12 protein-coding genes are annotated in these 13,354 nt (G+C 71.3%); 10 read left to right on the forward strand and 2 right to left on the reverse strand.

The window, feature by feature from the left end; genetic code table 11:
* Positions 1–76 precede the first annotated feature (76 nt).
* From ACZ7EC_RS29040 to ACZ7EC_RS29050, 3 genes are all read left to right on the forward strand, one after another.
* Positions 77–1,522 carry an aldehyde dehydrogenase family protein gene (locus ACZ7EC_RS29040; protein ID WP_471067169.1) on the forward strand — a complete coding sequence of 482 codons (1,446 nt, stop codon included), beginning with the start codon at positions 77–79 and terminating at the stop codon, positions 1,520–1,522.
* A gap of 192 nt (positions 1,523–1,714) precedes the next feature.
* Positions 1,715–4,165 carry an ATP-binding protein gene (locus tag ACZ7EC_RS29045; RefSeq protein ID WP_471067171.1) on the forward strand — a complete coding sequence of 817 codons (2,451 nt, stop codon included), beginning with the start codon at positions 1,715–1,717 and terminating at the stop codon, positions 4,163–4,165.
* A 149-nt stretch (positions 4,166–4,314) separates the two neighbouring features.
* Positions 4,315–6,252, forward strand: a complete 1,938-nt coding sequence (locus ACZ7EC_RS29050; protein ID WP_471067172.1) for an acyl-CoA dehydrogenase family protein — start codon at positions 4,315–4,317, stop codon at positions 6,250–6,252.
* Positions 6,253–6,262: 10 nt separating this feature from the next.
* On the opposite strand, the gene ACZ7EC_RS29055 is transcribed toward ACZ7EC_RS29050, so the two are convergent.
* Entirely contained in the window at positions 6,263–6,721 is a 459-nt protein-coding gene (locus ACZ7EC_RS29055) for a lamin tail domain-containing protein (RefSeq protein WP_471067174.1), read from the reverse strand.
* 159 nt (positions 6,722–6,880) lie between these two features.
* On the opposite strand from ACZ7EC_RS29055, the gene dxr reads away from it, so the two are divergent.
* The 3 genes from dxr to ispG all read left to right on the forward strand — a co-directional run bounded on the left by dxr (position 6,881) and on the right by ispG (position 10,805).
* Positions 6,881–8,152, forward strand: a complete 1,272-nt coding sequence (dxr, locus tag ACZ7EC_RS29060) for a 1-deoxy-D-xylulose-5-phosphate reductoisomerase (RefSeq protein ID WP_471067176.1) — start codon at positions 6,881–6,883, stop codon at positions 8,150–8,152.
* Positions 8,149–9,453 (forward strand): M50 family metallopeptidase, encoded by a 1,305-nt coding sequence (locus tag ACZ7EC_RS29065; RefSeq protein WP_471067177.1) that lies wholly within the window; start codon positions 8,149–8,151, stop codon positions 9,451–9,453. Before dxr ends, ACZ7EC_RS29065 begins: the two co-directional genes overlap by 4 nt.
* Before the next feature lie 194 nt (positions 9,454–9,647).
* A complete protein-coding gene (gene ispG / locus ACZ7EC_RS29070) occupies positions 9,648–10,805 on the forward strand; it encodes a flavodoxin-dependent (E)-4-hydroxy-3-methylbut-2-enyl-diphosphate synthase (protein ID WP_471067178.1) in 1,158 nt (385 codons plus the stop codon).
* 22 nt (positions 10,806–10,827) lie between these two features.
* Here ispG and ACZ7EC_RS29075 read toward each other — a convergent pair whose 3' ends face one another.
* On the reverse strand, positions 10,828–11,214 hold the full coding sequence (locus ACZ7EC_RS29075; RefSeq protein WP_471067179.1) for an ATP-binding protein: 387 nt from the start codon (positions 11,212–11,214) through the stop codon (positions 10,828–10,830).
* A 169-nt stretch (positions 11,215–11,383) separates the two neighbouring features.
* On the opposite strand from ACZ7EC_RS29075, the gene ACZ7EC_RS29080 reads away from it, so the two are divergent.
* The 4 genes from ACZ7EC_RS29080 (at position 11,384) to ACZ7EC_RS29095 (ending at position 13,287) form a co-directional block, all read left to right on the forward strand.
* A complete protein-coding gene (locus ACZ7EC_RS29080) occupies positions 11,384–12,223 on the forward strand; it encodes a helix-turn-helix domain-containing protein (protein ID WP_471067260.1) in 840 nt (279 codons plus the stop codon).
* Positions 12,220–12,477 carry a DUF397 domain-containing protein gene (locus ACZ7EC_RS29085; protein ID WP_471067181.1) on the forward strand — a complete coding sequence of 86 codons (258 nt, stop codon included), beginning with the start codon at positions 12,220–12,222 and terminating at the stop codon, positions 12,475–12,477. Before ACZ7EC_RS29080 ends, ACZ7EC_RS29085 begins: the two co-directional genes overlap by 4 nt.
* Before the next feature lie 4 nt (positions 12,478–12,481).
* On the forward strand, positions 12,482–12,889 hold the full coding sequence (locus tag ACZ7EC_RS29090) for a hypothetical protein (RefSeq protein WP_471067183.1): 408 nt from the start codon (positions 12,482–12,484) through the stop codon (positions 12,887–12,889).
* A 140-nt stretch (positions 12,890–13,029) separates the two neighbouring features.
* Positions 13,030–13,287 (forward strand): DUF397 domain-containing protein, encoded by a 258-nt coding sequence (locus tag ACZ7EC_RS29095; RefSeq protein WP_471067184.1) that lies wholly within the window; start codon positions 13,030–13,032, stop codon positions 13,285–13,287.
* Positions 13,288–13,354: the final 67 nt, after the last annotated feature.

Genomic DNA, 13,354 nt, shown 5'->3' on the forward strand with positions numbered 1-13,354 from the left:
CCCCGGCCCCCGCCGCCCTACCGTGGAGCACGAAAGCCAAGGACTCCCCCAAACGCGGAAAGGCCGGGAATCGCACATGACTTCCACCCACGCCTTCTGGCTCGCCGGCCGCCAGGTCACCGGCGACACCACCTTCGACGTCACCTCGTCGTGGGACGGCCGGCTCGTCGGCACCGTCAGCGTGCCGACCGACGCCCAGGTCGAGGAGGCCGTGGCCGCCGCGTACGCCGTCCGGGACGAGTTCGCCGCCACCCCCGCGCACGTACGGGCCGCCGCCCTCGACCACGTGGCCAAGCGCCTGACCGAGCGCACCGAGGAGATCGGCCGGCTGATCTCCGCCGAGAACGGCAAGCCCATCAAGTGGGCCCGCGGTGAGGTCGGCCGTGCCGCCTCGGTGTTCCGCTGGGCCGCCGAGGAGGCCCGCCGGTTCAACGGCGGCGAGGCCCAGCGCCTCGACACCGACGGCGGCGGCGAGGGCCGGCTCGCCCTGGTGAGGCGCTTCCCGAAGGGCGTCGTGCTCGGCATCGCGCCGTTCAACTTCCCGCTGAACCTGTGCGCCCACAAGGTCGCCCCGGCGATCGCGGCCGGCGCCCCGATCATCCTCAAGCCGGCCCCGGCCACCCCGCTGTCCGGCCTGGTCATCGGCGAGCTGCTCGCCGAGACCGACCTGCCGGCCGGCTCCTGGTCGATCCTGCCGGTCGCCAACGAGAAGATGCCCGCCCTGGTCCAGGACGAGCGCCTGCCGGTCATCTCCTTCACCGGTTCCGAGAAGGTCGGCTACGCGATCATGGACTCGGTGCCGCGCAAGCACTGCACGCTGGAGCTGGGCGGCAACGGCGCGGCCGTCGTCCTCGGCGACTTCTCCTCGGACGCCGACCTGGACTGGGCCGCGAACCGCATCGCGACCTTCTCCAACTACCAGGGCGGCCAGTCCTGCATCTCCGTGCAGCGCGTGATCGTGGACGCCCCGGTGTACGACCGGCTGCTGCCGCGCATCGTGGCCGCCGTCGAGGCCCAGGCCACCGGCGACCCGAGCGACCCCAAGACCGATGTCGGCCCGCTGGTCAGCGAGGACGCCGCCAAGCGCGTGGAGTCCTGGGTCAAGGAGGCCGTCGAGGCGGGCGCCTCGCTGCTCACCGGCGGCGACCGCGACGGCGCCTCGTACGCGCCGACCGTCCTCACCGACCTGCCCTCGGACGTCACCCTCGCCCGCGAGGAGGTCTTCGGACCGGTCCTCAGCGTGCAGAAGGTGAACGGCGAGGCCGAGGCGTTCGCCGCGGTCAACGACTCCAAGTACGGCCTCCAGGCAGGCGTGTTCACCCACGACCTCCAGGCCGCCTTCCGCGCCCACCGCGCCCTGGAGGTCGGCGGCGTGGTCATCGGCGACGTCCCCTCCTACCGCGCCGACCAGATGCCCTACGGCGGCGCCAAGCAGTCCGGCGTCGGCCGCGAGGGCGTCCGCTCCGCGATGGAGGACTACACCTACGAGCGCGTCCTCGTCCTGACGGGCCTCGCCCTCTGACCTGCCGACGGGTCACCCAGAGCTGACCTGCCACGGACAGGTCGGAAACCGGAACGGCCGCAGCCCACTGTGCGGGGGCTGCGGCCGTTTCCGTCGTCCGGACGGCCGTCGGGGAGCGAAACCGTCACAGGACGGTTTCCGGCGCCCCGCGGGCCACTACGGTGGCGGGCAGCCGAACGGAACGGGGGAACCATGCCGGATGCGGACGACAGCGTCCCGACGCCCGATGACCACGACGCCGCGCGGGCGGCACACCGGATCGACATCGGCGGCAGCGCGACCGGGCCGGTGATCGCGGGCAACCACAACGTGGTCGTCGACGCCCAGCACGGCTCGCGGGTGACCGTGCTGGTGGGTCCCGAACGCCCGCGCCCCCGGCGCCGGCCGCGCGCCGCCGTGCTGCCCCGGAGTCGGCCGGAGCCGTTGGGCCGGGAGGAGGAGACGCGGGCGCTGGAGGCGGCCGTGCGCGCCGGCGGCCCGGTGCAGCTGTGGGGGCCGCCCGGTACCGGCAAGACCACCCTGTTGCGGCACGCCGCGCGACGGCTGCCGCCCGGCCCGGACGGCGTGGTCTTCCTGGGCGGCGCCCACCGCGGCGTCGAGGACCTCGCCCAGGAGGTCTTCGAGGCCTGCTACGAAGCCCCCGGATACGCGCCCACACGGGCCGAGCTTCAACGGCTGATGACCGGCGTGCGGGTGACGGTGTACGTCGACGACGCCGGGCTCACCTCCGATCAGCTGCTGGAGCTGATGGACACCGCGCCCCAGGCTTCGTTCGTCTTCGCCGCTGCCGAGCGGTCGTTGTGGAGCGAGGGCACCGCGCTCGAACTGCGCGGCCTGTCGCGGACCGCCGGACTGGAGCTGCTGGCACGGGAGTTGGGCGGCCCGGTCCCGGAGGCGGACCGGGAGGCGGCCGGCGACCTGTGGCGGGCCGCGAACGGCCTGCCGCTCCCACTGCTGCGGGCCGCCGCGCTCGCGCGTTCCGACGGCGGCAGGCTCCCGCGCGCGGGCCAGATCACCGAGCTGCTCCCCGCCCTGCTCGACCGGCTGGCGGGAGACGCGCCGGCCATGGGGGTGCTGCGGCTGCTGGCCACGCTCGACGGCGCCGAGGTCCCGGCCGCGCACATCGGCGCGCTGACGGACGTACCGGAACCGGAGGCGGTGTGCGACCGCCTGGTGCGCCTGGGACTGGCGCGTGCCGGGGAGCAGGGGTACGGCTCCGTCGCCGACACGGTGCCGGTGCTGCGCGGGCGCTTTCCCGCGCCGTTCCCGGCCGAGCGGCTGTGCGAGCACTTCGTGCGGTGGGGATCGCTCCGCGAGACCACGCCGCTGGACCTCGCGGCCTCGGGGCAGGTGCTGGAGCGGGTGGCCGAACTGGCCGAGGCGGCCGGGCGCCCGGAGCTGGCGGTACGGCTCGTACGGGTCTCCTCGCCCGGACTGGCCCGTTCGCTGCGGCTGGGCGTGTGGGGCAGGCTGCTCGGCCGCGGCTGGGTCGCCGCCCGCGCCGCGGGCGACCGGCGGGCCGAGGGCTACTTCCTGCACGAGGAGGCGGTACGGGCCCTGCTGCTCGGCCGCCGCGTCGTCTACGCGGCCCTGCTGGCCGAGGCGGCGCGGCTCGGGTACTCCCTGGGCGACGAGGGCGCATCGGCACACGCCACCACGGGCGCGGGAGCCCACGGGGGAGCGGGCGCTCACAGTGGCGCCGGAGTCGACGCAGGACCGGGTGTCCACGGCAGCGCGGGCGTCCACGGCGGCGCGGGTGCCCACGGCGGTACGGCGGCCCACGGCGGCGCCGCAGCCCACGCCCCTGCCGCCCCGCCCCACTTCGACCTCCACCAGTACATGACCGGCAACGGCTTCGGACCGCCCGCCCACCCCGGCACCTCCGCCACCCCCGGCCTCCCGGCCCACGACGGCGGCGCCTCGTGGGGCGGCGCCTCCGGTCACGACGGCGGCGCCTCATGGGGCACCGGCACCGGCACCGCCCACACCGGCGGAGCCCCCTCCACCGGCACCGCTTCCACCGGCACCCCCGCCCACACCGGCCCCGCCCCCGCGCACGCGCCCACCCTCGGCTCCGTGGCCTCGCACACCGCCGCCGTGACCGGCGGGAGCGCCGCCGGGGCGGGCATGAGCACCCTCGTCACGGTCGTCGTCTCCCTGATCGCCGCCTGCGCGCTCGTCGGCGGCCTGGGCTACGCGATCAGCTCCAGCTCCTCCGGGGACCACCGGCCGGGCTCGGGGGACGCGCGCGGCGCGGGGCCGACCCCGACGTTCTCGTTCTCGCTCCCGGCCGAGCTGACGGCGTCGCCCACCGCCTCCGCCTCCGACCCCTTCGCGTCTCCGGCGGGCTGCGACCAGTACTACGAAGCGAAGCAGGCCAGCGACGAGAGGGGAGCGACGGCGCCGGTCACGAACCCCGGCGCCGACCAGGCATGGGCCGCGGACAACAGCCGACTCGCCCAGGACCTGTCCGCCGCGGCCGACGCGGCGACCGACCCGGCGGTCAAGTCCGCGATCCAGCAGGAGTCCGCCGACCACGCCGCCTTCGCCACCGCGATCACCGACAACGACCAGGCGGCCATCGACCGGTACGTCAAGGTGACCGCCGACGACGCGAGTGCCGTGCTCGACCTCTGCCACTAGTAAACCCGCGCCCCCGGAACCGACCCGAACAGCCCCGCCCGCCCCCGCGAGGGGTGGCGGGGACGTTCGACTTCGGGTACCAACGAGCCAGTAGCACCGGTCGGCGGCGCACCGCCCCGGCCGGTTCCTCCTCGCGGCGAGGTGATCCCATGTCCGCCCCCACCGAGCACCGCAGCACCGTCACCGAACGCGAGGCCCGCGAGGTCGCGGAGGCCGCGCGGGACCGGGACTGGCACAAGCCCAGCTTCGCCAAGGAGCTGTTCCTCGGGCGCTTCCGGCTCGACCTCGTGCACCCGCACCCGATGCCCGCGGAGGAGTCCGTGCGGCGCGGCGAGGAGTTCCTGGCCAAGCTGCGCGCCTTCTGCGAGACGGAGATCGACTCGGCACGGATCGAGCGCGAGGCCCGCATCCCCGACGAGGTCGTCGCGGGCCTGAAGGAACTCGGCGCCCTCGGGATGAAGATCGACCCGGAGTACGGCGGTCTCGGCCTCACCCAGCTCTACTACAACAAGGCCCTTGCCCTGGTCGGCTCCGTGAGCCCCGCCGTCGGCGCCCTGCTCTCCGCGCACCAGTCGATCGGCGTGCCCCAGCCGCTGAAGATGTTCGGCACACCGGAGCAGAAGCGGACCTTCCTGCCGCGCTGCGCCCGTACCGACATCTCCGCCTTCCTGCTCACCGAGCCCGACGTCGGCTCGGACCCGGCGCGGCTCGCGACCACCGCCGTGCCGGACGGGGACGAGTACGTCCTCGACGGAGTCAAGCTGTGGACGACCAACGGCGTCGTCGCCGATCTCCTCGTCGTCATGGCGCGGGTGCCGAAGTCCGAGGGGCACAAGGGCGGCATCACCGCGTTCGTCGTGGAGGCGGACTCCGAGGGCGTCACGGTCGAGCACCGCAACGCCTTCATGGGGCTGCGCGGCATCGAGAACGGCGTGACCCGCTTCCACCGGGTGCGGGTGCCGGCCGCGCACCGCATCGGCCCCGAGGGCGCGGGTCTGAAGATCGCGCTCACCACCCTCAACACCGGCCGCCTCTCGCTGCCCGCGATGTGCGCGGGCGCCGGGAAGTGGTGTCTGAAAATCGCCCGTGAATGGTCGGCGGAGCGCGAGCAGTGGGGCAAGCCCGTCGCGCTGCACGAAGCCGTCGGCGCCAAGATCAGTTTCATCGCGGCGACCACCTTCGCCCTGGAGGCGGTGCTCGACCTCTCCTCCCAGATGGCCGACGAGGACCGCAACGACATCCGCATCGAGGCCGCCCTCGCCAAGCTCTACGGCTCCGAGATGGCCTGGAAGATGGCCGACGAGCTGGTCCAGATCCGCGGCGGGCGCGGCTACGAGACCGCCGACTCCCTCAAGGCGCGCGGCGAACGGGCCGTCCCCGCCGAGCAGATGCTGCGCGATCTGCGCATCAACCGGATCTTCGAGGGCTCCACGGAGATCATGCACCTGCTGATCGCCCGCGAGGCCGTGGACGCCCACCTCGCCGTCGCCGGCGACCTCATCGATCCGGCCAAGTCCCTGCCGGAGAAGGCGAAGGCGGGTGCGCAGGCCGGTGTCTTCTACGCCAGGTGGCTGCCGAAGCTCGTCGCCGGTCCCGGCCAACTGCCCACCTCATACGGCGAGTTCCGGCACGGCGTCGACCTGTCCTGCCATCTGCGCTACGTCGAGCGCACGGCCCGCAGGCTGGCCCGCGCCACCTTCTACGGCATGTCCCGCTGGCAGGGCCGGATGGAGACCAAGCAGGGCTTCCTCGGGCGGATCGTGGACATCGGCGCCGAGCTGTTCGCGATGAGCGCGGCCTGTGTGCGGGCGGAGCGGCTGCGCACCCGCGACGAGCACGGCCGGGAGGCGTACCAGCTCGCCGACGCCTTCTGCCGGCAGGCCCGCGTCCGCGTCGAGGAGCTGTTCGGCCGGCTGTGGACCAACACCGACGATCTCGACCGCAAGGTCGTCAAGGGCGTCCTCGGCGGCGCCTACACCTGGCTGGAGGAGGGGATCGTGGACCCCTCGCAGGACGGACCGTGGATCGCCGACGCGGCCCCCGGCCCCTCCACCCAGGCCAACGCCCGCAGGCCGTACGGTGGTTGACGGGCGCCGCTCAGCAGTACTTGTCGCTCGGGTCCCGCGTCGTCCAGGAGCACGACCAGACCCTGGCGCCGCTCGCCTTCGTCAGCGTCGCCGTGTCCTTGTCGTTGTTCCAGACGTAGGCGCGGCGGCCCTGGTACCTGTCCGTCGCGGTGTCCCTGCCGGACCCGGTGTGGATCTTCATGTACTTCCCGGCGCCGATCTTGACGTCCGGGAAGACGTACCGGTGGTCGGCGGCGTCCTTGAGTACCCACCCCTTGAGCGAGACCGCCGAGCCGCCGGTGTTCTTGAGCTGTACCCATTCGCCGTTCAGGCTCGTGTTCGAGCGGTTGTCCGAGCCGGGGCTGTCGAACCAGACATGGTGGATCTTCACACCCCCGGCGGCCTGGGCCGGAGTGTTCAGCAGGGTGCCGGTGAGCAGGGCCGCACCGGCGAGGGCGGGCAGGGCGGCGCGCAGCCGTATGGTCCGCATCGAGAGATCCCCCCAAGGATGTCGTCCGCGAAATGCGTGAGCGCCGAAGCGCAGGAATGAAGAGTTATCACAGGATCTTCACCCTCACTCCGCATTCGGACGTACTCCCTGAGGGGACACCCTGTCCAGGCCGTCACCGCGTGCGGCCACAATGGGGGGATGACCGACAGCCCTGCCCGTCCGGCACCCCTCGCCGACCCCCACCTCGTCTACGACCCCCTCGCGGGCGACGGCCCCAAGGACGTGGTGGTCCTCGGCTCCACCGGATCCATCGGCACCCAGGCCATCGACCTCGTGCTGCGCAACCCCGGCCGCTTCCGCGTCACCGCGCTGTCCGCCAACGGGGGCCGGGTCGCGCTCCTCGCCGAGCAGGCGCACCGGCTGCGGGTGCGCACCGTCGCGGTCGCCCGCGAGGACGCCGTACCGGCCCTGCGCGAGGCGCTCGCCGCCGCGTACGGCCCCGGCGAGCCGCTGCCCGAGATCCTCGCCGGACCGCGGGCTGCCACCGAGCTGGCCGCCTCCGACTGCCACACCGTGCTGAACGGCATCACCGGGTCCATCGGCCTCGCGCCGACCCTCGCCGCCCTGGAGGCGGGCCGCACCCTCGCGCTCGCCAACAAGGAGTCGCTGATCGTCGGCGGCCCGCTGGTCACCGCGCTCGCCAAGCCCGGCCAGATCATCCCGGTCGACTCCGAGCACGCCGCCCTCTTCCAGGCGCTCGCCGCCGGCACCCGCGCCGACGTGCGCAAGCTGGTCGTCACCGCCTCCGGCGGCCCCTTCCGCGGCCGTACCAAGGCGGACCTCGCGCAGGTCACCGTCCAGGACGCCCTCGCCCACCCCACCTGGGCGATGGGCCCGGTGATCACGGTCAACTCCGCGACCCTGGTCAACAAGGGCCTGGAGGTCATCGAGGCGCACCTGCTGTACGACATCCCGTTCGACCGCATCGAGGTGGTCGTGCACCCGCAGTCGTACGTCCACTCGATGGTCGAGTTCACCGACGGCTCGACCCTCGCCCAGGCCACGCCGCCCGACATGCGGGGCCCGATCGCCATCGGCCTCGGCTGGCCCGAACGGGTTCCGGACGCCGCGCCCGCCTTCGACTGGAGCAAGGCTTCCACCTGGGAGTTCTTCCCGCTGGACAACGAGGCCTTCCCCTCGGTGGATCTCGCCCGGCACGTCGGACAGCTCGCGGGGACGGCCCCGGCGGTGTTCAATGCCGCCAACGAGGAGTGCGTCGCGGCCTTCCTGAGCGGCGCGCTGCCCTTCAACGGGATCGTGGAGACCGTCACCCGCGTGGTCGAGGAACACGGCACGCCGGGATCGGGAACTTCACTCACCGTGTCGGACGTCCTCGAAGCGGAGACCTGGGCGCGGATCCGGGCCCGTGAGATCACAGCCACGACGGCGACCGCGGAGGCGCGTGCATGACGACCTTGATGTTCATCCTCGGCATACTGGTCTTCGCGTTCGGTCTGCTCGTCTCGATCGCGTGGCACGAGCTGGGGCATCTGTCGACGGCCAAACTCTTCGGCATCCGCGTCCCGCAGTACATGGTCGGTTTCGGCCCCACCGTCTGGTCGCGCAAGAAGGGCGACACCGAGTACGGCATCAAGGCGATCCCGCTCGGCGGCTACATCCGCATGATCGGCATGTTCCCGCCGGACAACGCGGGCCGGATCTCCGCCCGTTCCACCTCGCCCTGGCGCGGGATGATCGAGGACGCCCGCTCGGCGGCCTACGAGGAGCTCCAGCCCGGCGACGAGACGCGCATGTTCTACACGCGCAAGCCGTGGAAGCGCGTCATCGTCATGTTCGCGGGCCCGTTCATGAACCTGATCCTCGCCATCGCCCTGTTCTTCACCGTGCTCATGGGCTTCGGCATCCAGCAGCAGACCACCACCGTCGCCTCCGTCTCGCCCTGCGTCATCGCGCAGAGCGAGAACCGCGACAGCTGCAAGAAGTCCGACCCCGCCTCCCCGGCCGCGGCCGCCGGCATCCAGAAGCGCGACAAGATCGTCTCCTTCGCCGGCAAGCCCACCAAGGACTGGAACACCCTCTCCGACCTGATCCGCGACAGCGCGGGCAAACAGGTGCCGATCGTCGTCGAGCGCGACGGCCGGCAGCTGACCCTGCACGCGAAGATCGCCACCAACATGGTCGCCGCGAAGGACTCCAGCGGCACCTACGTGCAGGGCAAGTACGTGAAGGCCGGCTTCCTCGGCTTCAGCTCCGCCACCGGCGTCCAGAAGCAGGGCTTCGGCGACTCCGTGACCTGGATGACCGACCGGGTCGGCGACGCCGTGGACTCCCTCGCCGCCCTGCCCGGAAAGATCCCGGCCCTGTGGGACGCCGCGTTCGACAACGCCCCGCGCCAGCCGGACTCCCCGATGGGCATCGTCGGCGCGGCCCGCATCACCGGCGACATCGCCACCCTGGACATCCCCGCCTCCCAGCAGGTGGCGATGTTCGTGATGCTGCTCGCCGGGTTCAACCTCTCGCTGTTCCTGTTCAACATGCTCCCGCTGCTCCCGCTCGACGGCGGCCACATCGCCGGCGCCCTGTGGGAGGCGCTGCGGCGCAACCTGGCCCGCGTGCTGCGCCGCCCGGACCCCGGCCCGTTCGACGTGGCCAAGCTGATGCCGGTGGCCTACGTGGTGGCCGGGATCTTCGTCTGCTTCACCGTCCTGGTGCTCATCGCGGACGTCGTCAACCCGGTCAAGATCTCCTAGCCGTACGGCCTGCACGGCGGCCCGGAACCCCTGGGGTTCCGGGCCGCTTCCGTGCCGCGCCCGGCCGCCCCCCAAAGAGGGGGTTTCTCAGGGTGGGATGTGCCCGCGCACACGCCGGTGCCGTAATCTCGGATGCCGGAGCCCGCCGTAGCACGGGGCCGGATCTTGATCCACGACTTGGGGTTGCACAGCAGATGACTGCGATTTCTCTCGGCATGCCGTCCGTTCCGACCAAGCTCGCCGAGCGCCGCAAGAGCCGGCAGATCCAGGTCGGTAGCGTGCCGGTCGGCGGAGACGCGCCCGTCTCGGTCCAGTCCATGACCACCACCCGCACGTCCGACATCGGCGCCACCCTCCAGCAGATCGCCGAGCTGACCGCCTCCGGCTGCCAGATCGTCCGGGTGGCCTGCCCCACCCAGGACGACGCCGACGCGCTGGCCACCATCGCCAAGAAGTCCCAGATCCCCGTCATCGCCGACATCCACTTCCAGCCCAAGTACGTCTTCGCCGCCATCGAGGCGGGCTGCGCCGCGGTCCGGGTGAACCCCGGCAACATCAAGAAGTTCGACGACCAGGTCAGGGAGATCGCCCAGGCCGCCAAGGAGCACGGCACCCCGATCCGCATCGGCGTGAACGCGGGCTCCCTGGACCGCCGCCTGCTCCAGAAGTACGGCAAGGCCACCCCGGAGGCGCTGGTCGAGAGCGCCCTGTGGGAAGCCTCCCTCTTCGAGGAGCACGACTTCCGCGACATCAAGATCTCGGTCAAGCACAACGACCCGGTCGTGATGATCGAGGCCTACCGCCAGCTCGCCGCCCAGTGCGACTACCCCCTCCACCTCGGCGTCACCGAGGCCGGACCCGCCTTCCAGGGCACCATCAAGTCGGCCGTCGCCTTCGGCGCGCTGCTCTCCGAGGGCATCGGCGACACGATCCGCGTCTCCCTCTCGGCCCCCCCGGTCGAGGAGATCAAGGTCGGCATCCAGATCCTGGAGTCCCTGAACCTGCGCCAGCGCGGCCTGGAGATCGTCTCCTGCCCCTCCTGCGGCCGCGCCCAGGTCGACGTCTACAAGCTCGCCGAAGAGGTCACCGCGGGCCTCACCGGCATGGACGTCCCGCTCCGCGTCGCCGTCATGGGCTGCGTCGTCAACGGCCCCGGCGAGGCCCGCGAGGCCGACCTCGGTGTCGCCTCCGGCAACGGCAAGGGGCAGATCTTCGTCAAGGGCGAGGTCATCAAGACCGTCCCCGAGTCCAAGATCGTCGAGACCCTCATCGAGGAGGCCATGAAGCTGGCCGAGAAGATGCAGGACGACGGCGTCGAGTCCGGCGAGCCCTCGGTCTCCGTCGCGGGCTGACCGTACGGCATCACGAGTCCCGTCACCGCCCGGTGGCGGGACTCGGCCGTACCTCCGCCCAGACCGTCTTGCCGGGCTGCCGGGGCGCCACCCCCCACTTGTCCGCGAGCGCCTCCACCAGGACCAGCCCCCGCCCGGACTCCCCGCACGGCACCCGAGGCTCGGGCAGCCGCTCGCCCCGGGTGTCGGAGACCTCCAGCCGTACGGCCCCGTCCTGAGCCGCGAGCCGCAGATGGAAGTCACGGCCGGGTACATGCCCGTGCCGTACGGCGTTGGCGGCCAACTCGGCCGCGATCAGCGTGACGGCCTCGTTGACCCTGCCGTCGTACGGATGCCCCCACTCGTGCAGTCGCAGCGAGACCAGCCGCCGGGCGAGCCGCGCGCCGCGCGGGGTGGAGGTGAAGCGCATGGTGAATTCCTGGGTGGAGATTTCTGATTTCACGCCGTTACGGTCCCGCACGCTCAGTAGCGTTGGACAGCGGCCGCACCACGACCACCAGGCGTTGTACAAGGGCAGGGTGCCGCTGTACACGCGCGCAACCGTGACCGAGGGCGGCGCGAGGGCATTGGGGGTGTACATGAGCGAGGAAGCACAGGAAGACCTGGATGGCCAGGAAGCGCCGGGCTCGGGCATTCCGCTCGTCTTCGGACGGGTGCTGAAGCGGGTGCGCCTCCGAGCGGGCATGGACCGCGCGGAGTTGGGGGACCGCACGGGATACTCCGCCGCGACGATCACGTCGTACGAGGTGGGCAGGCGCATCCCGAACGCGAAGTTCATCCGGCAAGTGGACGGAGTGCTGGGCGCAGACGGGTTGTTGATCGACTTCATCGAGGACATGGAGAAGGCGCAGTATCCGACGTATTTTCGGGATGCTGCGGCGCTGGAGAAACAAGCTGTAGCGCTGCACGTGTTCGCAGTGCAGGCGGTGCCGGGCCTGCTCCAGACCGAGGAGTATGCACGGGCCGTGTTCAGGATGTGGCGGCCGATGCTGGACGAAGAGACGGTCGAACAGCGCGTGATGGCACGGCTGGCCCGGCAGGAGATCTTCGGGCGGAAACCGGCGCCTACGTTGACCTTCGTTATGGAGGAGGCCGTCGTGCGCAGGCAACTGGGTGGACTGGCAGTCTGGCGCGGCCAGTTGGAGCAGATCCTGCTCGTCGGCCAACGGCGTAATGTGGAGATCCAGGTCATGCCGTACGACCGGGAGGAGCATGCCGCACTCTCTGGAAACTTCACCTTGATCGAGACGGCGAAAGGGCGCAGGATCGCATACGTGCCCGCCTACAAGGTCAGCCGCCTCGTAACTGACCGCTCGACAGTCAGAGAGGTGGAGGAGAAGTACGGCCTCCTGCGTGCCCAGGCCCTGACACCGCGCGAGTCGGTGGCATTCGTAGAGAAGTTGCTGGGAGAGACATGAACGTCGAAAAGTCGTCGGACCTGATGTGGTTCAAGAGCAGCTACAGCCAGGGCGATGGCGGGCAGTGCGTCGAGGTCGCCCTCACCTGGCGCAAGTCAAGCTACAGCGATGGCGACGGCGGCGAGTGCGTCGAGATCGCCACCTGCCCCACCACCATCCACATCCGCGACTCCAAGCAGAACCCCACCACCGCCCCCACCCTCTCCGTCCCGACCACCGCGTGGCGGGCGTTCCTGGGCTTGGTTCAGGGCTGAGCCGGTGACGCAAGGCACGGCGTCCCAGGCCGGTCCCGGCGTGCGCCGGGTGCTGGAGCGGGTCGGGCGATGCGTCCTGACGTATGTGGTCCTGCATGCCGTGACATGGGTGGTCATCGCGCTCCTCGTGTCCCAGGAGGACTCGTACACCGACGTCATGTGGCTCGGCTTGGGCGTGCTCGCCATCACCGGCATACCGACGCTGCTCCTCGCCCTCCTCGCGGGCCTGGCTCACCGGCGGATGGAGGTCACCACGTTCCGGGCGACGCTGGCCTTCCCGATGGTGTTCTTCGCGTGGCCGCTCGTGGGGGCGAGTTATCCCCAGCCGCTGGTGTTGCAGGTCCTGTGCCAGATCGCCTTCGCCGCGTACCTGATGCCCGCACCACTCGTGTACGGCCTCGAACGGAGCTGATCATGCACGCACGTCACGAACCGGAAGGCAAGGAGCCGGGGGAGTCCGCGGCGAGCGTCCCGTGCAGCGGGATCCTGCCGTCCCCAGGCCCTGACACCGCGCGAGTCGGTGGCATTCGTAGAGAAGTTGTTGGGAGAGGCATGAAGGTCGAAAAGCCGTCGAACCTAACGTGGTTCAAGAGCAGCTACAGCAGTGGCGGTGGCGGGGAATGCCTCGAAGTCGCCCTCTCGTGGCACAAGTCGAGCTACAGCAGCGGCGACGGCGGCGAGTGCGTCGAGATCGCCACCTGCCCCACCACCATCCACATCCGCGACTCCAAGCAGACCCCCACCACCGCCCCCACCCTCTCCGTCCCGACCACCGCCTGGCAGTCCTTCCTGGGTCTCGTGCGGTCTTGAGCAAGTTTTACCTTCCCTTTGGTGTCGTTCCCGTTGGTGAACTCGTCTTGCTCAGAAGGGCCTTCGG

Source organism: Streptomyces sp. NPDC037203 (genome assembly GCF_055605065.1).